Origin of the sequence: Pseudoruegeria sp. HB172150, assembly GCF_013184805.1 — a bacterium.
In the GTDB taxonomy this organism is placed as follows: domain Bacteria; phylum Pseudomonadota; class Alphaproteobacteria; order Rhodobacterales; family Rhodobacteraceae; genus Psychromarinibacter.
The window spans coordinates 222,583-244,729 of the sequence record NZ_JAATNG010000006.1; the positions used below are offsets into that span (position 1 = coordinate 222,583).

Sequence of the window (22,147 nt, forward strand, 5' to 3'; positions counted from 1 at the left end):
AAACTGGCAATCTGTCGCCGCTTTTTGACCAGATTTCATGGTTACTCGGACAGAAGGCAGACACGTCCGGAGTCCGAAATGCGTTACATCATTCTCTTTGCCCTTCTCGTGACGGCATCCAAGATGCTGCCGATGGTCGAGATGGAAGATGCGTCTGCTGCGGTACCGAAAGCGGCAGTTGCCACCGCGATTGCGCCCGACGGGGATGAGGCCGGGAGTTCGGTGGCGAAAGTAACGGCGCCCAGCGTGCCGGCGCTGGTGGCTGAAGTCGACTTGCCGGCAATCCTGCCTGCAAAGGAAATGCCGATGCCGGACGGGTCCTTCGGTGTTATCAAGTCTGGCATGTCGAGTGTCCTGCCGATTGACGCGCTTTCGGACTTCTTCACGCCGGACGAAGAAGAACACGAGAAAAAGCTCGAACTCGCCTCGCTCGCCGAGCCTGTGGAGAGCGGTTTACCCGAAGCGCGCATCGACGCGCTGATTGATCCGTCCGACCCTTTGTTGAAGGAACTGGTCGACGCGATGGAAGCTGCACCAGAGGTGCCGGCGGCTGTACCGGATCCAATGCCCGAGCCGGATCTGGCTGCGCCCGAGCTGGCCGAGCCGACCGAGACCGGGGAACCGGCAGCGCCGGAGATCGCCGGATCGGATGAGCACGCGGTTCCGCTGGGTCCATTGGGTGAAGTCGTTGGTGCCCTTTCGCTGGAAGTGCCGAATGGAGGCGGTGGTCTGGCGCTGCACTCCGGTACTGACAGCGGGGCATCGTCGCTCGTCATGACGGTCCACGAGCCAGAAGACGCCACCGTTCGGATCGCCTCTGCCGACCCAGCGGCTGCTCTGCCGGTTACCTCTGCTTCGGAAGCCACTTCCGAGACAATTGCGGCGGCGCCGGAGGCTTCGGTATCAATGGATGGCAAGCTCTATGAGGTTTCGACATTCGCCTTAAATCTTAGGTCCGGCCCGTCGCAGCAGCATTCGGTGCTGACCGGCCTTGGTCGCGGCGTCAAAGCCGAGATCATCAGCGAAGGACAGGATGGCTGGGTCGAGATACAGGTACAAGATTCCGGTCGCACCGGTTGGGTGGTTTCCGAGTATCTTTCCGAGGTCGGCGGGCTCTGATCCGATTTATCGTTCGAGACGCGACAATTCGTTGAGCAGGTCGAGCAGCGTCTCGACCTTCTCGCGGCCGAATTCAGCCTCCAGCTCCGTATAGATTCGGTTCGCATCGCTTGAATGCGTCGCGATCAGCGCTTTGCCCTTTTCGGTGATCGAAACCAGCGACTTACGTCCGTCACTCGGATGTGCCCGGCGGGCAGCCATGCCCTTTTCTTCCAGCCCCTGCAGGATACGCGTCAGGCTGGGCATCAGCAGGCAGGCCTCGCGCGCGATTTCCGTGGCGTCTGTCGGCCCGATCTCGTCGAGCACGCGGAGAACGCGCCACTGGGCTTCGGTTACCTCGGCATCGGCGAGAACATGGCGAATCGGCTGCATGACGCGTTCTCGCGCGCGAAGAAGCGCAATGGGGAGCGAGCGGGCCGTCGTCGGCATTCCCATCCGGGACTTTTCACGTGAAGCAATGTTCATTGTACTCATTTAACCTGGGAACGTTTTAACACTCCAAGCCATGCGGTGAAATCTGTCAAGCGAATATGGATTGACTCCGTCAATGGTTTTCTGTCAGATAAGACTGCAATGTAGTTAACAAGTTAACTGTTCAGGGAGGAACAGTGCCGCATATTATCGTCGAGTACTCGGCCAATCTGGAGTCGCAAGCCGATGTTCCGGGGCTTTGCGACCGGCTGCGAATGACTGCGGCCGCACAGGAAATCTTTCCCTTAACCGGTGTCCGGGTACGTGCGATCCGGTGCGACATCTATTCGATTGCCGATGGCGATCCGGAGAACGGCTTTATCGACATTTCCGTTCGCTTGCGGGAGGGGCGTCCGCTTGAGGCACGGAAGGTCGCCGCCGAGGCGATCTTTGAGGCCGCCAAGTCGCATCTGAAAGTGCTGACCGACTCGCGACCCGTGATGCTTTCGCTGGAAATGCGGAACATCGATGCTGACCTGGCACCGAAGCTGAACACCGTCCGCGATTTCATCGAAAGGAAGAAAGATGGCTGAGCTCCAGGACAACCTCGCCAAGCTGGACACCTATGTCACGCGGTTCCGCGAGACAGGTGTCTTGAACCTGATTGGCGGTAAATCGGTGCCGGCCGCGTCTGGTGCGACCTTCGAGAGCGTTTCGCCAGTTGATGATAGCCTGATTTGCCAAGTGTCGAAGGGAAGCGCGGAAGATATCGATGCCGCGGCCAAGGCGGCGAAGACGGCCTTCGCGGAATGGCGTGATTTCCCTCTGGCAGAACGCAAGAAGGTTCTGCACCGGATCGGCGACGGCATCGTTGCGCGCGCCGAGGAAATCGCGTTCTGCGAATGCTGGGATACGGGTCAGGCCCTGCGTTTCATGTCGAAAGCGGCCCTGCGAGGCGCGGAGAATTTCCGGTTCTTCGCTGACCGTGCGCCTTCTGCCCGAGACGGCCAGACGTTGCCGTCGCCGACTCTGCTGAACGTGACGACCCGGTTGCCGATCGGGCCGGTCGGGGTGATTACCCCCTGGAATACGCCGTTTATGCTGTCCACCTGGAAGATCGCGCCTGCATTGGCCGCTGGTTGCACTGTGGTGCATAAGCCGGCCGAGTTCTCGCCGGTCACCGCCCGGATCCTTGCCGAGATTGCCCAAGATGCCGGGCTGCCGGATGGTGTCTGGAACCTGGTGAACGGCTTCGGGGAAGATGCCGGCAAGGCTCTGACCGAGCACCCGGATATCAAGGCCATCGCGTTTGTCGGCGAGTCGAAGACTGGTTCGATGATCATGAAACAGGGTGCGGATACGCTGAAGCGGGTGCATTTCGAGCTCGGCGGCAAGAACCCGGTGGTTGTGTTCGAGGATGCCGACCTTGATCGGGCGCTCGATGCGGCGATTTTCATGATTTATTCGCTGAACGGCGAGCGCTGCACCTCGTCGTCACGGCTGCTGGTGCAGTCTTCCATCGCTAAAGAATTCAAGGAGAAGCTGATCGAGCGGGTGAACCGGATCAGGATCGGCCACCCGCTGGATCCCGCGACAGAAATCGGGCCGTTGATCCACAAGGTTCACCTGGACAAGGTCACGAGCTACTTCGACGTTGCAAAGGCTGACGGTGCAACCATCGCGGCGGGTGGGGAACGGGCGGGCGACACCGGGTGTTACGTGAAGCCGACGCTTTTCACCGATGCGACGCCCGCCATGCGTATTGCACAGGAGGAGATCTTTGGCCCGGTCCTGACAGTGATCGAGTTCGACACCGAGGAACAGGCACTGGAGATCGCCAACGGCGTCGACTACGGACTGACCGGCTATGTCTGGACCAACGACCTGACCCGTGCATTGCGCTTTACCGATAAGCTCGAAGCCGGGATGATCTGGGTGAATTCCGAGAACGTGCGCCATCTGCCCACGCCCTTCGGCGGCGTGAAGGCCAGTGGCATAGGGCGCGACGGCGGCGACTGGAGTTTCGAATTCTACATGGAGCAAAAGCACATCGGCTTTGCGCTGGGTCAGCACAAGATCCCGCGGCTGGGTGCATGATCGGAGATCAGAGAAGCGCGCGAACGGTTTTCTGAGGAGGAAGAAATGGGAGAGATCGTTCTGGCGGCAAAGATGACCCATGTGCCGACGATGATCATGTCGGAGCAGGAGGGTCCGGTCGCGGGTAAGCGACAGACGGCGATCGACGGTCACATGGAGATCGCTCGCCGGGCAAAGGCGTTGGGCGCCGATACGGCTGTGATCTGCGATACGCACTGGGTGGTGAACGCGGGCTATCATGTGAATGCCAACGATCATTTCGAAGGGCTTTTCACCTCGAACGAGTTCCCGCAATTCATCCAGAACCTGCCATATAGATACGAGGGTAACCCGGCTTTGGGCGACGCAATTGCAGAGAAGGCGCAGGCGAAGGATGTCTACACGCTGTCGCATCATCTCGGATCGCTGGAACTTGAATACGGCACTCTGGTTCCGATGCGGTTCATGAGCCGCGAGCACGAGATGAAGGTGGTATCCGTTGCCGCCTGGTGCACGGTTCACAGCTACGAAAGCTCCCGCAAGCTGGGCGAGGCGATCCGCGAGGCAGTGGAGGAGAGCGACTCGAAGGTGCTGCTGGTGGCTTCCGGCTCGCTGTCGCACCGGATCTGGCCGAACGACGAATACGCGGCGAACAACGGCACCTTTACGATCTCGAAGGAGTTCAACCGGCAGGTAGACCTTCACGTGCTGGAACTGTGGAAACGCGGTGAATGGGATACGTTTCTGAAGATGCTGCCTGAATATGCGGATTACTGCTGCGGCGAGGGATCGATGCATGACACGGTGATGCTGCTGGGCGCTCTCGGCTGGGACGGTTACACCGGCAAGGGAGAGGTCGTGACCGAGTACTTCCCGTCATCCGGCACCGGCCAGACCAACGTAATCCTTCCCGTACAATGACCTGTCCCGCAATCTGGGCAATGGAGAGCTGATATGCCGGTACCCGAACCGAACCTGTACCCGCCCTTCAACATCGTGCGCCTGAGCCACGTGGAACTGGTCGTTTCCGACCTGACGAAGTCGCGCGCCTTCTATGTAGACACACTGGGCCTGCAGGTGACCGACGAGGACAGCGAGACGATTTACCTGCGCGCGATGGAGGAGCGGGGGCACCATTGCATCGTGCTGCGGAAGGGCGAGACGCCCTGCGCGCGCGACCTTGGATTCAAGCTGTTCGACGAGGAAAGCCTGGAGAAGGCGGAAGCATTCTTTCGCGGCAAGGACCTGCCGGTGGACTGGGTGGAGCGGCCGTATCAGTCGAAAACCTTCCGGACGCGCGACCCGCATGGCGTGCCATTGGAGTTCTACGTGAAGATGGACCGGCTGCCGCCGATCCATCAGCAGTACAAACTCTATAAGGGCGTGAAACCGCTCAGGATCGACCATTTCAACTGCTTCTCTCCGAATGTCGACGAGAGTGTTGCCTTCTACAATGAACTTGGTTTCCGGGTGACGGAGTATACGGAGGACGAGGAGACTGGGCATCTCTGGGCGGCGTGGTGCCACCGGAAAGGCGGCGTGCACGATATGGCCTTCACCAATGGGCTGGGGCCGCGCCTGCATCACACCGCGTTCTGGGTGCCGACACCGCTGAACATCATTGATCTGCTGGACCTGATGGCGACGACCGGCTGGGTGTCGAACATCGAACGCGGGCCGGGGCGGCACGGGATTTCGAACGCGTTTTTCCTGTATGTGCGGGACCCGGACGGGCACCGTATCGAAATCTACTGCTCGGATTACCAGACCGTTGACCCGGACCTGGAACCGATCAAGTGGGACCTGAAGGATCCGCAGCGGCAGACGCTGTGGGGCGCGCCGGCGCCGCGATCCTGGTTCGAGGAGGGCAGCCTGTTCGAGGGGGCAGAAACTCGGGCGTCGCTGATGAGGGCCCAACCGATCGTTGCGCCTTAAGGGTGCGCCGGAGACTTTCTTGCCTCCGGCGGGGATATTTGTAACCAGAAGAAGCAGGGGATCGGGATGAGATTTGCGACGGTCGAGGCCGGCGGGGAACGGCACTACGGTGGTGTGACGGGTGCGGGGTTTGCGGCGGTGGACGACCTGTTCCCCGACTGGCGGACCTTGCGGGATGTGGTGGAGGCAGGCGGGTTCGAGCGGCTGGCCGAGGAGGCGGAGGCGCGGGGCGAGACGCATGCGCTGAGTGAAGTCACTTTCCTGCCGCCGGTCCCGGACCCGGAGAAGATCATCTGCGTCGGCGTGAACTTTCCCGACCGCAATGCCGAGTACAAGGACGGCCAGGAAGCGCCGCCCAACATGTCGCTGTTTCCGCGCTTTCCGCGTTCCTTCACCGGGCACGGGCAGCCGCTGATCCGGCCGCCCGAAAGCGAGATGCTGGATTACGAGGGCGAGATCGCCATCGTGATCGGCCGTGGCGGACGGCGAATCCCGGAGGCAGAGGCCTGGGACCGTATCGGCGCGGTTACGCTCTGCAATGAGGGAACGATCCGCGACTGGGTGCGGCATGCGAAGTTCAACGTGACGCAGGGCAAGAACTGGGACCGGTCCGGCGCGATGGGTCCCTGGCTGGTACCGTTCACGGGGCGCGGGATGCTGGACGATGTGGAAATCACTACGAAGGTGAACGGCGAGTTGCGCCAGCAGGACCGGACCAGTCGCATGTTGTTCCCGATCCCGCGGCAGATCGCTTACATCTCCACCTTCACCACGCTGGTGCCGGGCGACATCATCGTCACCGGCACGCCCACAGGAGCGGGCGCGCGGTTCGATCCGCCAAAATTCCTCAAGCCGGGGGACGAGATCGAGGTATCGGTCGATGGCATCGGTGCGCTGGTCAACGGGGTGGCGGACGAATGACACCCGGAGAGGTGGCGGCTGCCGGGGCGGCCCTGTTCGAGGCGGAAAACTCGCGGCGCCAGATCGGTTTGCTGACGCTGGTGCATCCGGAGATGGACATGGCGGATGCCTATGCGGTGCAGGCCGATTTCTGCGCGCGGAAAATGGCGGCGGGCGCGAAACCCATCGGCTGGAAGATCGGCCTGACGTCAAAGGCGATGCAGGCGGCGCTGCAGATCGACATTCCCGACAGTGGAATCCTGTTCGACGACATGGTGTTTGAGACCGGAAGCACCGTTCCGGCGGGCCGGTTCATCGAGCCGCGGATTGAGGCGGAGATCGCCTTCGTGATGAAGGCCGATGTGCCCGGTGACGCGACGCGCGCGCAGGTGCTGGCGGCAACGGACTTCGTCGCGCCGAGCCTGGAGATCCTCGACACGCGCATCCGTCGCCGCGATCCGGAGACGGGGCAGGCGCGGAAGATCTGTGACACGATTTCGGACAATGCGGCGAATGCCGGCATCGTACTAGGCGCGGCGCGGCACGATCCCGGTGCGCTGAACCTGCGCTGGGTCGGTGCCATCGTTGCGCGGAACGACGCGGTGGAGGAAACCGGCCTGGGCGCGGGTGTGCTGAGCGATCCAGTCGAGGGAATCGTCTGGTTGGCCCGGCGCCTCGCCGAGTACGGGCAGCGGATCGAGGCCGGGCAAGTGGTGCTGTCCGGCAGTTTCATCCGGCCTATCGAAGCGCCCGCCGGCAGTCGGATCGATGCCGATTTCGGCAGCTTCGGCGGAGTTTCGATCTCTTTCGCCTGACCCGTGGACAGGCACCGCGGCTGCGCCTAGGCTCTTTCCGCAAACCGCGCGGACTGGGGGAGCCATGCCGAGGGTGATCGTCTATTACGCCCATCCGGGGCACCGGCATTCGCAATCCAACGCGGCGATGTGGAAGCGTGCCGGGCAGGTCGAGGGAATCACTCTGGTCGATCTCTACGCGGAGTATCCCCGGTTCCACATCAATATCGCGAAAGAGCAGGACCGGCTGCTTTCGCATGATGTCTATGTCTTCCAGTTCCCGTTGTTCTGGTACTCGACACCGTCGCTGCTGAAGGAATGGCAGGATCTGGTGCTGGAGCATGGTTTTGCCTATGGCAAGGACGGCACGGCACTGGCGGGCAAGGCGATGCAGGTGGCCGTTACGGCAGCGGGGCCCGAGGATGCCTACGCACCGACGGGATACAACCGTTATCCGTTACGCGATTTCCTTCGACCCCTGGAGCAGACGGCGCGGCTTTGCTGTATAACTTTTCTTACGCCTTATGCGCTTCATGGGTCTCTCAAGGCTCACAATAAGGCACATATCGAACATCACATCGCGCAGTATTCCAATCTGCTGGAAGGATTGCGGGACGGACGCGTGCCGTTGAAGGAGGCGGCGCCCGGCACGTTGTTGGCGCCCGATACGCTGGCCGGTATGCAAGGGGTCTGAGTCATGGATTTCCTGTCTCTCGCCTTCCTGTTTCTGATCGCCGGTGTCGTTGCGGTCCCGATCGCAACGCGTTTTGGCCTCGGTTCGGTCCTCGGCTTCCTGATCGCGGGGATCGCGCTGGGCCCGGTGCTGGCGGCGTTCCGGGTCGATGTCGTGTCGTTGCAGCACTTCGCTGAATTCGGCGTGGTGATGATGCTGTTCCTGGTCGGGCTGGAACTGGAGCCAAAGCTGCTTTGGCGGATGAAGACCCGGCTACTGGGCCTTGGCGGTCTTCAGGTCGGTCTGACGGCGCTGGCGGTGATGGCTGCGGGCATCGCGCTGGGGCTTTACTGGACGATTGCTCTGGCTCTGGGGCTGGTCTTTGCGCTCAGTTCCACAGCGATCGTGTTGCAGACCCTGAACGAGAAGGGGCTGATGCGATCGGACGGCGGGCAGGCGGGCTTTTCGGTGCTTCTGTTCCAGGACATCGCAGTGATCCCGATGCTGGCGCTTATCCCGCTGCTCGCGATGCCGGAGCTTATGGACCACGCCACGGCGGTCGCCGTTCCGAATGCGGCGCACGGAGCGGAAGTATCGGTGCCAGTGGAGGACGGACACGGTGTGGAAGCATCTGGCGATCATGCGCCGGAAGGGCCCGGCTGGATCGAGACGATACCCGGCTGGCAGCGCGCCCTGATCACTGTGGCGGCGATTGCGGCGGTGATCCTCGGCGGTTCGATGCTGACGCGTCCGCTGTTCCGCTTCGTCGCGGTGGCGCAGATGCGTGAGCTGTTCACCGCGACGGCGCTGCTGATGGTGGTCGGCATCGCGCTATTGATGAACCATGTCGGCCTGTCGCCGGCGCTCGGGACCTTCCTTGCGGGTGTGGTTCTGGCCAACAGCGAGTACCGGCACGAACTGGAGTCCGATATCGATCCGTTCCGGGGCATGCTCCTTGGCCTGTTCTTCATGACTGTTGGGGCAGGGATCGACTTCCTGCTGCTTTGGGAGGATCTGTGGATGATCGTCAGTCTCACCCTGGGGCTGATGGTCCTTAAGGCAGGGATCCTCTACGGCCTCGGCCTGATATTCCGGGTGCGCGGTGCAGACAGATGGCTGCTTTCGATGGGGCTGGCGCAGGCGGGCGAGTTCGGCTTCGTCCTGCTCAGCTTCACCACCGCCAGCCATGTCATCCCGCAAAGCGTGGCGGATGTAGCGCTGCTGGTGGTCGCGCTGTCAATGCTGCTGACGCCGGCCTTGTTCATCCTTTACGACCGGGTCGTGGCGCCCCGCTTCTCACTCGCTCAGGCGGACGAACCCGACCAGATCGACGAGGAAGCACCGATCATCATCGCCGGTCACGGCAGGTTCGGCGGAATCGTAAACAGGATGCTGCTTGGCGCCGGGTACCGGACCGTTGTGCTGGACCATAATTCGGCGCAACTCCGCATGATGCGAGCCTTCAATTTCAAGGTGTTCTTCGGGGATGCGTCGCGCCCCGACCTGCTGCACGCCGCCGGAATCGAGAACGCCAAGCTGCTGGTCGTGGCCATCGACGACCGGCAACAAACCAACGAGATCGTGCACCACGTGATTCAGAACTACCAGCATGTTCATGTGATTGCCCGTGCCCGGAGCCGTGATCACGTCTACGAGTTATGGGCCGCAGGCTGTCGCGATGTTATCCGCGAGACGTTCGACAGCGGTGTGCGCGCCGGTCGTTCAGCTTTTGAGGCGATGGGCATGCACCCCTTCGAAGCAGAGCGTATGGCGCAGGGATTTGTCGACCACGATCGGCGGGTTATCCGCGAATTGGCGGATCTCTACCGCAATGACATTCCGATACACGAGAACGAACCCTACATCCGCCGGTCGCTGGAACTGCGAGAAGAGACCGACGGAGCGATGCTGAGCGGGCGCGGCGCCTATTCCGTACAGTTCGACAAGGCGTGGTCGCCGCCGGTCGGCCGAGACGAGGGCGAGGAGGCCGACGAACAATGCCGTCGCGATGCCGAGGCGCGCGGTGCCGAGGATGCTTGACAGTCTCCGAGCGGGCGGACAAGCCTCGCCTTCATGTTCGACCTGCGCCCAGTAGGATATGTGATCGGCATGCTCGTCGCGGCCCTTGGTGCGACGATGCTGGTGCCGATGCTGACGGACCTGCTTTATGCCAGCGGGCATTGGCTGATCTTCTTGGAATCGGCGATCCTTACCGTGGTCTCGGGTGTTTCCCTGGCGCTCGCCTGCGCGAACGGAGTGCGTGAACGGCTGTCGCTGCAGCAAACCTTTCTGCTGGCCGTTTCGGTGTGGTTGGTTCTGCCTGTATTCGGTGCGATCCCGTTCATTCTGGGCGAACCCAACGCACGGGTTGTAGACGCTTTTTTCGAGGCGATGTCCGGGCTGACGACGACCGGCTCGACCGTCTTTTCTGGACTCGACGATCTTGCAAAGGGCACGCAACTTTGGCGCTCGATGCTGCAGTGGTTCGGCGGCGTAGGGATCATCGTGGTTGCGATGGTATTCCTACCGGAACTGCGAGTCGGCGGGATGCAGATCTTCCGGTCGGAAGCGTTCGACACGGGGGGCAAAGTGCTGCCTCGCGCGGCCGAGATCGCAAGTCGCATTTCCGTGGTCTACGTGGCGCTGACGATCTCGAACGTGATCGCATATGTAGCGGCCGGGATGGGCGGGTTCGATGCGCTGAATCATGCGCTGACGACCATGTCGACTGGCGGATTTTCGACCTATGACGCCTCTTTCGGGACGTTCCAGGGGCCGGCGGAATATGTCGCGTCGGTCTTCATGATTCTCGCCAGCTTGCCCTTCGTCCGCTATGTGCAGTTGGTAGCGGGGCAGGCAAAACCGATCTGGCGAGACAGCCAGATCCGGATCTATCTTACGATCATCTCGGTACTGGTTCTGGTGATGACCATCTATCGAGTGGTGGCCAACGGAGATCATGCGGAGCATGCGTTTCGGGAAGGTATATTCAATGTCACCTCGATCATATCCGGAACCGGCTATGCCAGTGTGGATTACCAGCTTTGGGGCGCGTTTCCGGTGGTTGCATTCTTTTTCATCGGACTGATCGGGGGCTGCGCCGGATCGACGGCCTGTTCGGTGAAGGTGTTCCGCTACCAGCTGCTGTTTGCCTCGATCAAGGCGCAGATCATGCGGATCCATTCTCCGCACGGTGTGTTCACGCCGCGCTACGAGGGGCGGCCCGTCGGCCAGGATGTGATCAGTTCGGTCGTGGCCTTCTTCGTGTCTTTCGTTGTGCTTATGGGAGTGATCTCGGTGCTGTTGGCGCTGACCGGCGAAGATACGATAACGGCGGTGTCAGGCGCAGCGACAGCGATTGCGAATATCGGGCCGGGTCTGGGGGACAAGATCGGACCGGCGGGGAACTTTCAGGGTCTCACCGACGGGGCGAAATGGGTCCTGTTCTTCGCCATGCTGGTTGGGCGGTTGGAGGTGATGGTGGTGCTTGTGCTGTTCACAGTGAAGTTCTGGCGGGTCTGATCGGGTCAAATCAGCCTGAAGTGCGAGCGAATGCTTGATGATCCGCGCATTGGTGCGAAATCCTGGCAACGCGTTGAGCGACGCGAGTTTCAGTTCGGATCCGGCACGTGGCGTGCGCAGCCCGCTCCCAGGCCTTCGACAATTGCGACACAGCCCGCTGCCGCCACAGCGACGAGAAGCCCATAGTCCTGTGGCAGGCCGAGGAGAATGGCGGCGCTGCCGCCGACGATTCCCCAAATTGCGGGTATCAGCAGGAGCCAGCGTGATGTACGCCATGATCCGAGCAGAAGCAGGCCAATTGTAAAAATTGTGGTTGGGCAGGGCGCGACTCCGAATGCCGGCGCCGCCGGGAAAACATGGCCTAAGGCCTGCCCCAGAAGCGGGTAGATCAGCATCGCATAGAGAGCCAGTCCGAGCCCGGTAAGTGTCCGCATGTCCCAGGTCGGAACGATGCGGATTCGCAGCCCCAACATCGCGAAAGACAACAACAGGAATGCCTGAAGCAAGAAAGCCACGGCAAACAACCACGCCAAGGGGTTAATCCGGGAAAAGAACATCCAGTGGTAACCGACTCCGTTCACGATCCACATCGAAGCAAGAATCAGCAGGATGTAGCGGGTCGAGTAGCGCTTGCGCCGGAATAAGAGAAGAAGTGCCAAAACGCCGAGCGCATATGCAAACCATTGAAATGGCCAGATCGCATTGTTCCAGGCGGCGAAAATCTCAAAAAACTGTTCAGCGGTAAATGGCATGGCAACACTCATGGTATAATGCCGCCATTATGCCAGAAATGGCGACAGTTTACCTACAAGAGTGCCGCTGATGGCCCACGTTTGGCGGTTTGTTGCAGGCCAAACACGGTTCTATCCCGGGTCCTGCTGACGCCAGCCGGCTGCCTTTGCCCGGTTTGATTAGTTTGCGCGTTTAATCCCAGCAGCTGACCAGAACCGTCATCGTCGAGGCAAGCTGCGCCAGATCTTCGCTAGAGAGTGCGCCGGAATTGTCGGAGGCCGAGGCAGTGACACCGCTGTTTGAAAGGAATTCCGCTATGGCGAGGCCGTCGGTGGCAAAGCTGACACCTTCTGGCAGGCGTTTCCCGTCCGGGTTTTCTTCAGGCAACAGCATTCCAAGAACTGCGCCGGTTGTATCGAAGACCGGGCCGCCGGCGTCGCTTGGCGTGGCATTGAGCGCCAGGCGCTTCATTGTCTCCTCACCCTGCAATCCGCGCGCGGCAGCCAGCGTGCCGTAGGTCAGCGTCGGCGAACTCAGAACGCCTTCGTAGCTGTAACCGGAAACCGCGACCTCAGTCTGAAGCCGAGGTGAGTGCCCCTGAAAGCGGGCATATCCCAGCGGCGCGAGGGTCTGGGAAGGGCGCAGCAGGGCGAGCCCCAGGGTGTCATCCCGTGCGGTAACGGCCGCGTCGTACACTTCTTCCAGTGTGATGCGGCCACATCCGTCCACGGCTTCTGTGGTGGTTAGCACGGTACCCGAGCCATCCACGTAAAAGCCCGAGCGGGTACTTTCAGGCGCGCGGATTTCCAGGCCGGCGAAGAGGTCGACCGACTGATCCAGCGCCGCATCGCCAAAGGCATCAGGCAGCACTGCGCCGGAGATCGGAGCAAAGCTGTCGCGCATTGCCTGTAGCGCAACATTGTAGCGGCGATCCTCTCCCGCGGGCCAGATCAAGGTGAATCCCTTGACGGCGCCGCCCGAAAGCACGGCATAGGTGTAGGACCTGATGCGGTCATTCTCGCCGGTCAGCGTGAACGAATTGGCAGAGCGATTGCGATTGCCGTTCAGCGGAACGATTTCAAGCGTCTGCATGATGTCGTAGAGGCCGAGCAGTGTTGCCTCGTCGCCGGTCTGGCTGATCAGCAGAACGGAAACGCCGCTGTTATTGATCGCCTCATAGTGTGCGAAAGGCGGCTCGTAGCGGTCGAACTCGACCATCGCCAATGGCATCGTCATCTGAATGCCAGCCACATCGTCGATGCGCTGCGTCAGGCCCAGGGAGGACAGAACGGAGCGGTATTCGTCAAGAAGCATGCCGCGCTGCACCGTGGTGAGAATTCCGGTGGGATCTAGGCCCTGATCCTCTTGCCAGGCAGCCATGGAAGCGCGGGTTCCAGGTCCGAAGGCGGCGTCGATGGCGCCGTTGTAAAAGCCGAACCATTGCAGGGCGCGCTGAAGTTGCAGCTTGTCTTCGCGCGGCAGGATGGCCTCGCTGCGGGCCGCCTGCTGCGGGGTTTCGGTGTCGGTGACAGTCGGTTCCGAGATCACCGGGATTCCGGGTTGATTGGAGGCGGTCGCCGTCTCACCCTGCAACGAGGGCGCCTCCGGCGCCGTGCCGGCGAGCGCGGAGCCACCGACTGGGTAGAACTGCTGCGTGTAGGCCGAGGCGTCGGTCAGGAAGGCATCGGCAGGGATCAGGCCATCCAGCTTCAGCCGCTGCATCCGGTCAATCGCTTCTTCTTCGGTGAAGGGTCCGATTGCCACGCCATACCAGCCTGAGGCCATTCGGAAACCTTTGACCTGTCTGACAATTCCGGCAATCGCGCGCACACTTTCCTGTGCGGCGTTGAGGTCGGGTCGTGCCTCTACCTGAATGAAAGTAGACTGCGCGGCCGCGATCCCGGCCCAGAGCAATGCGGCGACCGTGAAGAGCGCGGTTGCAACCTGCTTCATGTTAACAATTTCCTCTTAATTCTAACGTGCTTCGGACCGTTCAAGCCTTTCAATGATGGAAAGGCGTTAAGGTCAATATGCGCTTGCGGAGAGTTGATTGACCCGGACCGGGCTGTTGCCTATTGAGAACGCGTTTCTACCGGATCAAGGCAGGTTGGCATGGCCACAGAGACAGCGCCGAAAAGCTTTCAGGAGATCATCCTTCGGCTACAGGCCTATTGGTCCAAGGCGGGCTGCGCGATCCTGCAGCCCTACGACATGGAGGTGGGCGCAGGGACCTTCCACCCGGCGACAACGCTTCGGTCGTTAGGCTCGCGACCCTGGGCGGCCGCCTATGTGCAGCCTTCGCGGCGGCCGACAGACGGCCGGTACGGCGAGAATCCGAACCGCCTGCAGCATTATTACCAGTATCAGGTCATCATCAAACCATCGCCGCCGGACCTGCAGGACCTGTATCTCGGTTCGCTGGAGGCGATCGGCATCGACATGTCCGTGCACGATATCCGGTTCGTCGAGGACGACTGGGAAAGCCCCACACTCGGCGCATGGGGGCTTGGCTGGGAGGTCTGGTGCGACGGGATGGAGGTGTCGCAGTTCACCTATTTCCAGCAGGTGGGCGGTCATGACTGCCATCCGGTGTCGGGCGAGCTGACCTACGGGCTGGAACGGCTGGCGATGTATGTGCTGGGTATCGACCATGTCATGGACATGCCGTTCAACGACCCGCAGACGCCGATCGCTCTCTCCTACGGCGATATCTTCCGACAGACCGAGGAGGAGTACTCGCGCTTCAACTTCGACGTGGCGAATACCGAGGTTCTGCTGAAGCAGTTTGAGGAAGCAGAATCGGAATGCGCGCGCCTGCTTAGCGAACCGGCGGAAGACCCGAAGACCGGCAAGCGGATCGTGCTGGCGCATCCGGCCTACGACTACTGCATCAAGGCCAGCCATATTTTCAACTTGCTGGATGCGCGTGGAGTGATATCCGTCACCGAGCGGCAGGCTTATATCGGGCGTGTGCGGGCACTGGCGAAGCAATGCGCCGACGCCTTCGTGCAGACGACGGCAGGAGGATGGGCCGCGTGACGCTGACCTCCTCGATCCCGGTGTTGCGGTCGGCGGACTATCCCGCGGCCAGGGCGTTCTGGGTCGAGGTCATGGGCTTCGCGGTGGGCGAGGAAGGCGGCGATCCCGTTCGGTTCGGGATCTTTCACAAAGATCAGGCAGTGGTTTTCGTCGATGCCTGGCATGGCGCGGATCAGGTACGTTCGCCGGCCTGGCGGGCGTATTTCCATTGCGACGATGTGGATGCGCTGGCTGGGGCTGTGCGCGGCCGGGGCTATTCTGTGGACGGCCCGCGGGATGCGGTCTACGGGATGCGCGAGGTGAGCTTGCGCGATCCGGACGGAAACCTGCTGTGCTTCGGACAGGAAATCGCGCCTCAGGCCGGTTGAGGCCCTTTCACGATACCTTCTTCCGTCCAGGTCTTGCCGCTGGTGCGGGCGTGGCCGATCATTTCGCGCTGGCGTCGGATCGCTTCGGCGTCCTTGTAGCCGCGCGGGTGGTCGAGATGGACCACCGGAGCGGTGAAACGCAGCCGCCGGCCGGACACGCCGCTGTTGGCCAGCCGGATGCCGAATTCCTTGTCGCCGCCGCCATAGGCCATGGTCTCGTCGAAGCCATTGACTGTCAGGATCGCTTCGCGAAAGGCCGAGGCGTTGGAACCCATCCACGTCTTGCGGATCGGATAGGCCTTGTCGAGTGCGACCTGGAACGGCATCGGCAGCGGCATGGATTTGAGCCACGTTGTAGGACGGTCAAAGGTGCCGTGCCCGCGCAGCCATTCCTGACGGAAAGCAGTGCCGGAAGTCACGTCATCTTCAGTTACTGCTTCGGTGCCGGTTTCTGTCAGTCGGATCAGGCTGCCGCAGCAGAAACGGTCGGGGCGGGCGAGGGTGCAATGACGCTCAACAAAGCCGGGGGACATCAGGCAGTCGCCATCGGTGTAGATCAGGTAATCGGCGTCGGAGCCTTCGGTCGCGCGGTTCAGGATGATGTTTTTCCGGAACCCGTCATCCTCGTGCCAAACATGGCGGATTGTTAGTTCAGGGTGGTCGTCCTGGAAGGACCCGATTACTTCGGCTGTCTCAGGACCCGAGCCATCGTCGGCGATGGCGATAACATCAGGTATCCGGCGCTGTCCCAGAAGCGATAGCAGAGTCAGCCGCAGGAAGCGCGGCGCGTTATAGGTGGAGATGATGATCTCGACGCGCATGGGACGGGTTATCCTGTATCCGCGGCGCGTTCGCAATCCGAACGCGGCTTGCACCCACTCAGGCATCGTTATACCGGGAGGTCCGTTGCGGAGTGGCTGTAATGAACGGAAAGATCGTCGGAGGCTTCATCGTGGTAACCGCGCTGATCGCCGGTGTGGCGATCTACTATCTGCAGGAATACGGCTATTACGTCGAACTGGGTCCCGAGGACGCCGAGATCCAGCTGACTTCGCTGACCTCGCAAGAACCCGAGCCGATCCTGATCGAGGGTTTGGAGGCCATCGATGCAGACAGCTCTCCGCTGCGTTTTCGCGCCTGTTTCCACACCGACCGGACCATCGCCGGGCTCACTGAACAATTCATCATCTACGATGCCGCAGTGCCGCTGAATGCGCCGGGCTGGTTCGACTGTTTCGACGCGGAGGCGATAGGTGAGGCGCTGGAAAACGGAGAGGCGATTGCCTTTCTCGGCGAGAGAAACATTCATGACGGGGTTGACCGCGTCGTTGCCGTCTTCGATGACGGGCGCGCCTATGCCTGGCACCAGCTGAACGAGACCTATCAGGACTGACATGCCCGACCTGCTGATCGAGCTTTTCTCGGAAGAAATCCCCGCCCGGATGCAATCCCGCGCGGCGGAGGATCTGAAGCGCCTTGTCACCGACGGGCTGGTCGAGGCCGGTCTGACCTATGGCCATGCCGGTTCGTTCTCAACGCCGCGGCGGCTGGTTCTGACCGTCGAGGGATTGCTGGGCGAGTCGCCCACCCTGCGCGAGGAGCGCAAGGGGCCGCGCGTTGATGCGCCGGATAAAGCGCTGGAAGGTTTTCTTCGGTCCACCGGGCTGACCAAGGACCAGCTGGACGTTCGGGACGAGAAGAAGGGGCAAGTCTATTTTGCTGTGATCGAGCGGCCGGGGCGTCCGGCGGCAGAGATCGTGGCGGAGGTGCTGGAAGCGGCGATCCGCAACTTCCCGTGGCCGAAGTCGATGCGCTGGGGTGCGGGCAGTCTGCGCTGGGTGCGGCCGCTGCATTCGATCATCTGCCTGCTGACCGACGAGACCGGCGCGAGCGTCGTGCCGATGGAGGTGGACGGGATACGGGCTGGCGATACCACCGAAGGCCACCGCTTCATGGGGAGTGGGCGGTTTTCAGTAACCTCCTTCGAGGATTACGAGGCGAAACTGAAGCGGAGCCACGTGATCCTGCGCGCCGATGAGCGGGTCGATCATATCTGGGTCGACGCCCACAACCGCGCCTTTGCGCAGGGGTTCGACGTCGTAGAAGACAAGGGGCTGCTGAGCGAGGTCGCAGGGCTAGTGGAATGGCCGGTTGTCCTGATGGGCGATATCGGCGCCGATTTTCTGGGGTTGCCGCCGGAGGTGCTGCAGACCTCGATGAAGGAGCACCAGAAGTTCTTTTCGGTGAAGAACCCGAAGACCGGGCGGATCGAGAAATTCGTGACCGTCGCCAATATCGAGACGGCCGACGAGGGCGCGACGATCCTGGCGGGGAATCAGAAAGTGCTGGCGGCGCGCTTGTCGGATGCGAAGTTCTTCTGGGAAAACGACCTGCGCACGGTGGAGCGGCAGGGCATGTCGGGGCTGGCCGCGGGGCTGGCCAACGTGACCTTCCACGCCAAGCTCGGGACGCAGGGCGAGCGGGTGGAGCGGATCGCCGCTTTGGCGCGAGAGATCGCGCCCATGGTCGGCGCGAAGCCCGACCTTGCGGAAGAAGCGGCGCGGATCTGCAAGGCGGACCTGACATCCGAGATGGTCTATGAATTCCCGGAATTGCAGGGGATCATGGGGCGATATTACGCGGCGCATGCCGGGCACGACTCGGGCGTGCCGGAAGCCTGCGAGGAGCATTATTCGCCGCTGGGGCCGTCTGACGCAGTGCCGGAGGCGCCGGTGTCGGTGGCGGTGGCGCTGGCCGACAAGATCGACACGCTGACCGGGTTCTGGGCGATTGACGAGAAGCCGACGGGCTCGAAGGACCCCTATGCGCTGCGGCGGGCGGCGCTTGGGGTTATTCGGTTGGTGTTGGGGAACAACCTTCGGGTTTCTCTTGAAAACCTGCTGACTGAAGCGAGCCAAATACGTATCGAGCACAGATTCAAGAAGCATTTTGAGAGTTTTTGGCCGTCGCTGATGACAAACATTGATCAGGCTCGCCAGACCGTCGAGGAGCATGAGGCGGCGCAAAAGGGTGAGATTTCCAGCCCTGCCTCCTTGTGGGCTATTTGGGAGAAAGTAGAGGCGAGCCAACGTGTTACCGAAGAACACGCGAAGAAGATCGCCGAAGCTTACATTGCACGACCCATGCAGGTGGAATTTCAGAAAGTTTCCAATCTAGCTGCGGACCTGCTTTCCTTCTTCCACGACCGCCTGAAGGTCCACCTCCGTGACGAGGGCATCCGGCACGATGTCATCGATGCCTGTTTGGCGATGCCCGGCAATGACGACCTGACGCTGCTGGTCAAGCGTGCGCGGGCGCTTTCGGACTTCCTGAATACCGACGACGGCGAGAACCTCGTGCTGGGTTTCCGGCGGGCGAACAATATCCTGGCCCAGGCCGAGGAGAAGGACGGGGTCGAATACAGTTTTGGCGCCGATCCGAAATTCGCCGAGGATCCGGCGGAGGTGGCGCTGTTCGAAGCGCTGGACGCCGCGGATCGGACCATCGAGCCTGCGATGAAGGACGAGGATTTCGAGACGGCGATGGGGGCCATGGCGGGGCTGCGCTCTCCGATCGACGTGTTCTTCGAGGCAGTGCAGATCAACACTGACAACGAGATCGTGCGCCGCAACCGTTTGAATCTGTTGAGTCGGATCCGCGCCACATGCCTGGCGGTGGCGGACCTGACCAAGCTGGACGGCTAATCGCCTGACTTCTGGCTGAAACATCCCGGTGGTCGCTTTGGATGCACCATCGGACCTGACATCCAGTGGCGACAGCCTGATCCTTTAGCCGCACTAAGTGCCAGAAATCTTGCGCGAATGCTCACTTTCTGGTCATTTCCTGCTTTAAACTTGCTCGAAATGGCGCGGGATGTATCATGCTGCAACCCAGCGGAGATGCTGCAGTGCAGAAAATCGTCACCCTCAAGCCCTATGTGCACATCACGCCCTCGGCGCCGATCGATGTGCATACACATGGCGGGCGGGCGAAGTGCCTGCAGCGGTTGATCCGGTTGGGTCTGCCGGTACCTGAGACCGTCGCGCTGAGCTTTGAGACAGTGCACCGGATTGCCGGCGGGCAGATGCCAAACGTGGCGGGGATCCTGCACGAATTCGGCGCGGATGCTCTGCTTTCCGTTCGGCCCTCAAGTGAGGATCCGGACTGGGGCGGGCCCGGCGCCATCCTGAATATCGGAATGAACGACACTCGGCATGCCTGCCTGTGCGATACGTTGGGCGAGGCGGCTGCGACCGCGCTATATCTGCGGTTCATCCGGGCCTATGCGATCCATGTGGCGCGGCTAGATCCTGATATGTTCGAGATCGATGGCGTACCGGACGCGAAGGCGCTGAAGCAGGCGCTTCGCGATTATGAGGACGAGACGGACGAGCCCTTTCCGCAGGAACCGGCGCGGCAACTGGAAGAAGTGCTGCGCTCGATGGCGCGAGCGTGGGAGGGCACGACGGCGCGGCTTCTGAGGCAGGCGCGGGGCGCGCCGGCGGATGCCGGTCTGGGGCTGGTTGTGCAGCAGATGGCGCTGGGAGTCGGGCCGGAGGAATCCGGGTCCGGCGTGATGCAGTTTATCGATCCCGCGACCGGGCTGCCGCAGATCACAGGGCGCTACCGCAGCCAGAGCCAGGCGCGCGATGCGCTTCGATCGGGCGAGGGCGCGCTATACCTGACGAAGGACAAGCGAGGAAAATCGCTAGAGGAACTGCTGCCGGATTGTTTCGAGGCGCTGATCCGGCATGGCGCGCTGTGCCGGGAAAAGCTGCGCGAGGAAATGCAGCTGGAATTCACGATTGAGGCCGGCAAGCTGAAGGTGATCGATGCGCTGCGCGTGCAACGGTCGAGCCGGGCGGCAGTGCGGATCGCGGTGTCGCTGGCGGAAGACGGGATCATTCCTGAGAGCGAGGCGATCCTGCGGATTGCGCCACGGGCGTTGACAGAGTTGCTGCACCCGCAGATCAATCCGTCCGCGAAACGCGACGTGGTAGCGCGCGGCATTGCCGCAAGCCCGGGCGCGGCGCGCGGGAAGATCGTGTTCAGCGCGACGGTGGCGCAGGCCAGCGCCTCGCGGGACGAGCCCTGCATCCTGTTGCGGCGCGAGACGACGCCGGAGGATATCCGGGGTATGCATGCGGCAGTCGGAATCCTTACCGAACGTGGCGGAATGACCAGCCACGCGGCGGTGATCGCGCGCGGGCTGGGCCTGCCTTGCGTTGTGGGCGCGTCGGAAGTGTCTATCAGCAGCCGCAAGAAGACACTGACCACGCCGGACGGACGGGTGTTCAAGGAAGGCGACGAGATCACCATCGACGGCGGTACCGGACAGGTACTTGCAGGCTCGGTCGAGATGCTGGAGCCGGCGCTGGACGATGCTTTCCAGAAACTTCTCAGCTGGGCAGATGCGGTGCGCGATATCGGGATCCGGGCCAATGCGGATTCGCCTGCCGAAGCGCGGCTGGCGCGCAGTTTCGAGGCACAGGGGATCGGGCTCTGCCGGACCGAGCATATGTTCTTCGAGGAAGACCGCCTGACGGTGATGCGCGAAATGATCTTCGCCGACGCGCCGGAAGACCGGCAGGCGACGCTGGATCAGCTGTTGCCGATGCAGCGGCGCGATTTCGTCGAGTTGTTCGAGATTATGCAGGGGCTGCCGGTTTGCATCCGTCTCTTCGACCCGCCCCTGCACGAATTCCTCCCCAGCGACCGGGATGCAATGCGCGGTCTCGCGGAGTCGCTGGACCTGCCCATCGCCAAGGTAACCCGGCGTGTCGAGCAACTGAGCGAATTTAACCCGATGCTTGGTATGCGGGGCGTGCGACTTGGGATCACTGTGCCTGAGATCTACGACATGCAGGCGCGTGCAATCTTCGAGGCGACGGTGGAAGCGAGCCGCCGTGGCGATCCGGTGGTTCCAGAGATCATGATCCCGTTGGTATCCGCCAACCGCGAGGTGGAACTGGTCAAGACTCGGATCGATGCCGTTGCGGCGGCGGTGCGCAACGAGAGAGGCGCTGATTTCGACTATCGGCTGGGCGTTATGGCGGAAACGCCGCGGGCCTGCCTACGCGCGGATGAGATTGCGCAGCACTCGGCATTCATGTCCTTCGGGACAAATGATCTGACGCAGATGACCTACGGCCTGTCGCGCGACGATGCGGGACGATTTATGTCGGAATACGTGAACCAGGGGGTATTTCGGGAGGATCCGTTCCACGTGCTTGATACCGAGGGTGTTGGCGAGTTGCTTCAGCTTGGCGCTGGCCGGGCGCGGGCGACCGCGCCGGCGATCGTACTTTCAATTTGCGGCGAGCATGGCGGCAACACAGAGTCGATTTCCTTCTGCCGAGATGCAGGCTTCGACTATGTTTCCTGCTCGCCATTTCGTGTGCCTGTTGTGAGACTTGCGGCAGCACATCTTGCACTCACGCGACCGAAAGCCGGCAAGTGAGATTAACCTGCTAACAGGACCTTCGCGTTAGGCTGCGCAAAAAGTGCAGCCTGAATCGCTTTTGCGTTTGCGTTTTCCCGCCGGTTTTACCCGCCGTGAGCCCCCGGACTCGACTCGC

General features: G+C 61.7%; 19 protein-coding genes. 15 read left to right on the forward strand and 4 right to left on the reverse strand.

Annotated elements, in window-relative coordinates; all coding sequences use genetic code 11:
- Positions 1-78: 78 nt before the first annotated feature.
- Positions 79-1,119, forward strand: a complete 1,041-nt coding sequence (locus HCO70_RS21540) for an SH3 domain-containing protein (protein WP_172299953.1) — start codon at positions 79-81, stop codon at positions 1,117-1,119.
- 6 nt (positions 1,120-1,125) lie between these two features.
- Here HCO70_RS21540 and hpaR read toward each other — a convergent pair whose 3' ends face one another.
- On the reverse strand, positions 1,126-1,548 hold the full coding sequence (gene hpaR / locus HCO70_RS21545) for a homoprotocatechuate degradation operon regulator HpaR (protein WP_172299954.1): 423 nt from the start codon (positions 1,546-1,548) through the stop codon (positions 1,126-1,128).
- Positions 1,549-1,727: 179 nt separating this feature from the next.
- Here hpaR and HCO70_RS21550 point away from each other — a divergent pair, with 179 nt between their 5' ends.
- The 9 genes from HCO70_RS21550 (at position 1,728) to HCO70_RS21590 (ending at position 11,430) form a co-directional block, all read left to right on the forward strand.
- Positions 1,728-2,123, forward strand: a complete 396-nt coding sequence (locus HCO70_RS21550; RefSeq protein ID WP_172299955.1) for a 5-carboxymethyl-2-hydroxymuconate Delta-isomerase — start codon at positions 1,728-1,730, stop codon at positions 2,121-2,123.
- Positions 2,116-3,627 (forward strand): 5-carboxymethyl-2-hydroxymuconate semialdehyde dehydrogenase, encoded by a 1,512-nt coding sequence (hpaE, locus tag HCO70_RS21555; protein ID WP_172299956.1) that lies wholly within the window; start codon positions 2,116-2,118, stop codon positions 3,625-3,627. Before HCO70_RS21550 ends, hpaE begins: the two co-directional genes overlap by 8 nt.
- Before the next feature lie 45 nt (positions 3,628-3,672).
- Positions 3,673-4,527 (forward strand): 3,4-dihydroxyphenylacetate 2,3-dioxygenase, encoded by an 855-nt coding sequence (gene hpaD / locus HCO70_RS21560; RefSeq protein WP_172299957.1) that lies wholly within the window; start codon positions 3,673-3,675, stop codon positions 4,525-4,527.
- A 33-nt stretch (positions 4,528-4,560) separates the two neighbouring features.
- On the forward strand, positions 4,561-5,541 hold the full coding sequence (gene hpaD / locus HCO70_RS21565) for a 3,4-dihydroxyphenylacetate 2,3-dioxygenase (protein ID WP_172299958.1): 981 nt from the start codon (positions 4,561-4,563) through the stop codon (positions 5,539-5,541).
- Positions 5,542-5,607: 66 nt separating this feature from the next.
- Entirely contained in the window at positions 5,608-6,462 is an 855-nt protein-coding gene (locus HCO70_RS21570) for a fumarylacetoacetate hydrolase family protein (protein ID WP_172299959.1), read from the forward strand.
- Positions 6,459-7,256, forward strand: a complete 798-nt coding sequence (hpaH, locus tag HCO70_RS21575) for a 2-oxo-hept-4-ene-1,7-dioate hydratase (protein WP_172299960.1) — start codon at positions 6,459-6,461, stop codon at positions 7,254-7,256. Before HCO70_RS21570 ends, hpaH begins: the two co-directional genes overlap by 4 nt.
- 64 nt (positions 7,257-7,320) lie before the next feature.
- Positions 7,321-7,929, forward strand: coding sequence for an NAD(P)H-dependent oxidoreductase (locus HCO70_RS21580; protein ID WP_172299961.1), 609 nt, complete (start codon positions 7,321-7,323; stop codon positions 7,927-7,929).
- A gap of 3 nt (positions 7,930-7,932) precedes the next feature.
- Positions 7,933-9,948, forward strand: a complete 2,016-nt coding sequence (locus HCO70_RS21585; RefSeq protein WP_172299962.1) for a cation:proton antiporter — start codon at positions 7,933-7,935, stop codon at positions 9,946-9,948.
- Between the two features lie 33 nt (positions 9,949-9,981).
- A complete protein-coding gene (locus HCO70_RS21590) occupies positions 9,982-11,430 on the forward strand; it encodes a TrkH family potassium uptake protein (RefSeq protein WP_172299963.1) in 1,449 nt (482 codons plus the stop codon).
- Between the two features lie 89 nt (positions 11,431-11,519).
- On the opposite strand, the gene HCO70_RS21595 is transcribed toward HCO70_RS21590, so the two are convergent.
- On the reverse strand, positions 11,520-12,194 hold the full coding sequence (locus HCO70_RS21595) for a DUF6064 family protein (RefSeq protein WP_172299964.1): 675 nt from the start codon (positions 12,192-12,194) through the stop codon (positions 11,520-11,522).
- 160 nt (positions 12,195-12,354) lie between these two features.
- Positions 12,355-14,115, reverse strand: coding sequence for a trypsin-like peptidase domain-containing protein (locus HCO70_RS21600; protein WP_172299965.1), 1,761 nt, complete (start codon positions 14,113-14,115; stop codon positions 12,355-12,357).
- A gap of 159 nt (positions 14,116-14,274) precedes the next feature.
- Here HCO70_RS21600 and HCO70_RS21605 point away from each other — a divergent pair, with 159 nt between their 5' ends.
- Positions 14,275-15,201: a glycine--tRNA ligase subunit alpha gene (locus HCO70_RS21605; RefSeq protein WP_172299966.1), complete on the forward strand. Its 927-nt coding sequence runs from the start codon at positions 14,275-14,277 to the stop codon at positions 15,199-15,201.
- The gene (locus HCO70_RS21610) at positions 15,198-15,569 is read left to right on the forward strand and encodes a VOC family protein (RefSeq protein ID WP_172299967.1); all 372 of its coding nucleotides are present in this window, start codon (positions 15,198-15,200) and stop codon (positions 15,567-15,569) included. Before HCO70_RS21605 ends, HCO70_RS21610 begins: the two co-directional genes overlap by 4 nt.
- Here HCO70_RS21610 and HCO70_RS21615 read toward each other — a convergent pair.
- A complete protein-coding gene (locus HCO70_RS21615; RefSeq protein ID WP_172299968.1) occupies positions 15,557-16,390 on the reverse strand; it encodes a glycosyltransferase in 834 nt (277 codons plus the stop codon). The two genes, HCO70_RS21610 and HCO70_RS21615, sit on opposite strands and share 13 nt — an antisense overlap.
- 101 nt (positions 16,391-16,491) lie before the next feature.
- Between HCO70_RS21615 and HCO70_RS21620 the strand changes: the two genes are divergently transcribed.
- The 3 genes from HCO70_RS21620 (at position 16,492) to HCO70_RS21630 (ending at position 22,029) form a co-directional block, all read left to right on the forward strand.
- On the forward strand, positions 16,492-16,962 hold the full coding sequence (locus HCO70_RS21620; RefSeq protein ID WP_172299969.1) for a DUF6446 family protein: 471 nt from the start codon (positions 16,492-16,494) through the stop codon (positions 16,960-16,962).
- Between the two features lies 1 nt (position 16,963).
- Positions 16,964-19,273 carry a glycine--tRNA ligase subunit beta gene (gene glyS, locus HCO70_RS21625; protein ID WP_172299970.1) on the forward strand — a complete coding sequence of 770 codons (2,310 nt, stop codon included), beginning with the start codon at positions 16,964-16,966 and terminating at the stop codon, positions 19,271-19,273.
- 176 nt (positions 19,274-19,449) lie between these two features.
- Complete coding sequence (locus HCO70_RS21630; RefSeq protein ID WP_172299971.1) at positions 19,450-22,029, forward strand: putative PEP-binding protein; 2,580 nt, start codon at positions 19,450-19,452, stop codon at positions 22,027-22,029.
- Positions 22,030-22,147 lie beyond the last annotated feature (118 nt).

Bases quoted from the DNA above. Each gene is read 5' to 3' on its own strand.
- HCO70_RS21540 (WP_172299953.1), top strand. From the start codon at position 79: ATGCGTTACATCATTCTCTTTGCCCTTCTCGTGACGGCATCCAAGATG.
- hpaR (WP_172299954.1), bottom strand. From the start codon at position 1,548: ATGCCGACGACGGCCCGCTCGCTCCCCATTGCGCTTCTTCGCGCGCGA.
- hpaE (WP_172299956.1), top strand. From the start codon at position 2,116: ATGGCTGAGCTCCAGGACAACCTCGCCAAGCTGGACACCTATGTCACG.
- hpaD (WP_172299957.1), top strand. From the start codon at position 3,673: ATGGGAGAGATCGTTCTGGCGGCAAAGATGACCCATGTGCCGACGATG.
- hpaD (WP_172299958.1), top strand. From the start codon at position 4,561: ATGCCGGTACCCGAACCGAACCTGTACCCGCCCTTCAACATCGTGCGC.
- HCO70_RS21570 (WP_172299959.1), top strand. From the start codon at position 5,608: ATGAGATTTGCGACGGTCGAGGCCGGCGGGGAACGGCACTACGGTGGT.
- hpaH (WP_172299960.1), top strand. From the start codon at position 6,459: ATGACACCCGGAGAGGTGGCGGCTGCCGGGGCGGCCCTGTTCGAGGCG.
- HCO70_RS21580 (WP_172299961.1), top strand. From the start codon at position 7,321: ATGCCGAGGGTGATCGTCTATTACGCCCATCCGGGGCACCGGCATTCG.
- HCO70_RS21585 (WP_172299962.1), top strand. From the start codon at position 7,933: ATGGATTTCCTGTCTCTCGCCTTCCTGTTTCTGATCGCCGGTGTCGTT.
- HCO70_RS21590 (WP_172299963.1), top strand. From the start codon at position 9,982: ATGTTCGACCTGCGCCCAGTAGGATATGTGATCGGCATGCTCGTCGCG.
- HCO70_RS21595 (WP_172299964.1), bottom strand. From the start codon at position 12,194: ATGAGTGTTGCCATGCCATTTACCGCTGAACAGTTTTTTGAGATTTTC.
- HCO70_RS21600 (WP_172299965.1), bottom strand. From the start codon at position 14,115: ATGAAGCAGGTTGCAACCGCGCTCTTCACGGTCGCCGCATTGCTCTGG.
- HCO70_RS21605 (WP_172299966.1), top strand. From the start codon at position 14,275: ATGGCCACAGAGACAGCGCCGAAAAGCTTTCAGGAGATCATCCTTCGG.
- HCO70_RS21615 (WP_172299968.1), bottom strand. From the start codon at position 16,390: ATGCGCGTCGAGATCATCATCTCCACCTATAACGCGCCGCGCTTCCTG.
- HCO70_RS21620 (WP_172299969.1), top strand. From the start codon at position 16,492: ATGAACGGAAAGATCGTCGGAGGCTTCATCGTGGTAACCGCGCTGATC.
- glyS (WP_172299970.1), top strand. From the start codon at position 16,964: ATGCCCGACCTGCTGATCGAGCTTTTCTCGGAAGAAATCCCCGCCCGG.
- HCO70_RS21630 (WP_172299971.1), top strand. From the start codon at position 19,450: ATGCTGCAACCCAGCGGAGATGCTGCAGTGCAGAAAATCGTCACCCTC.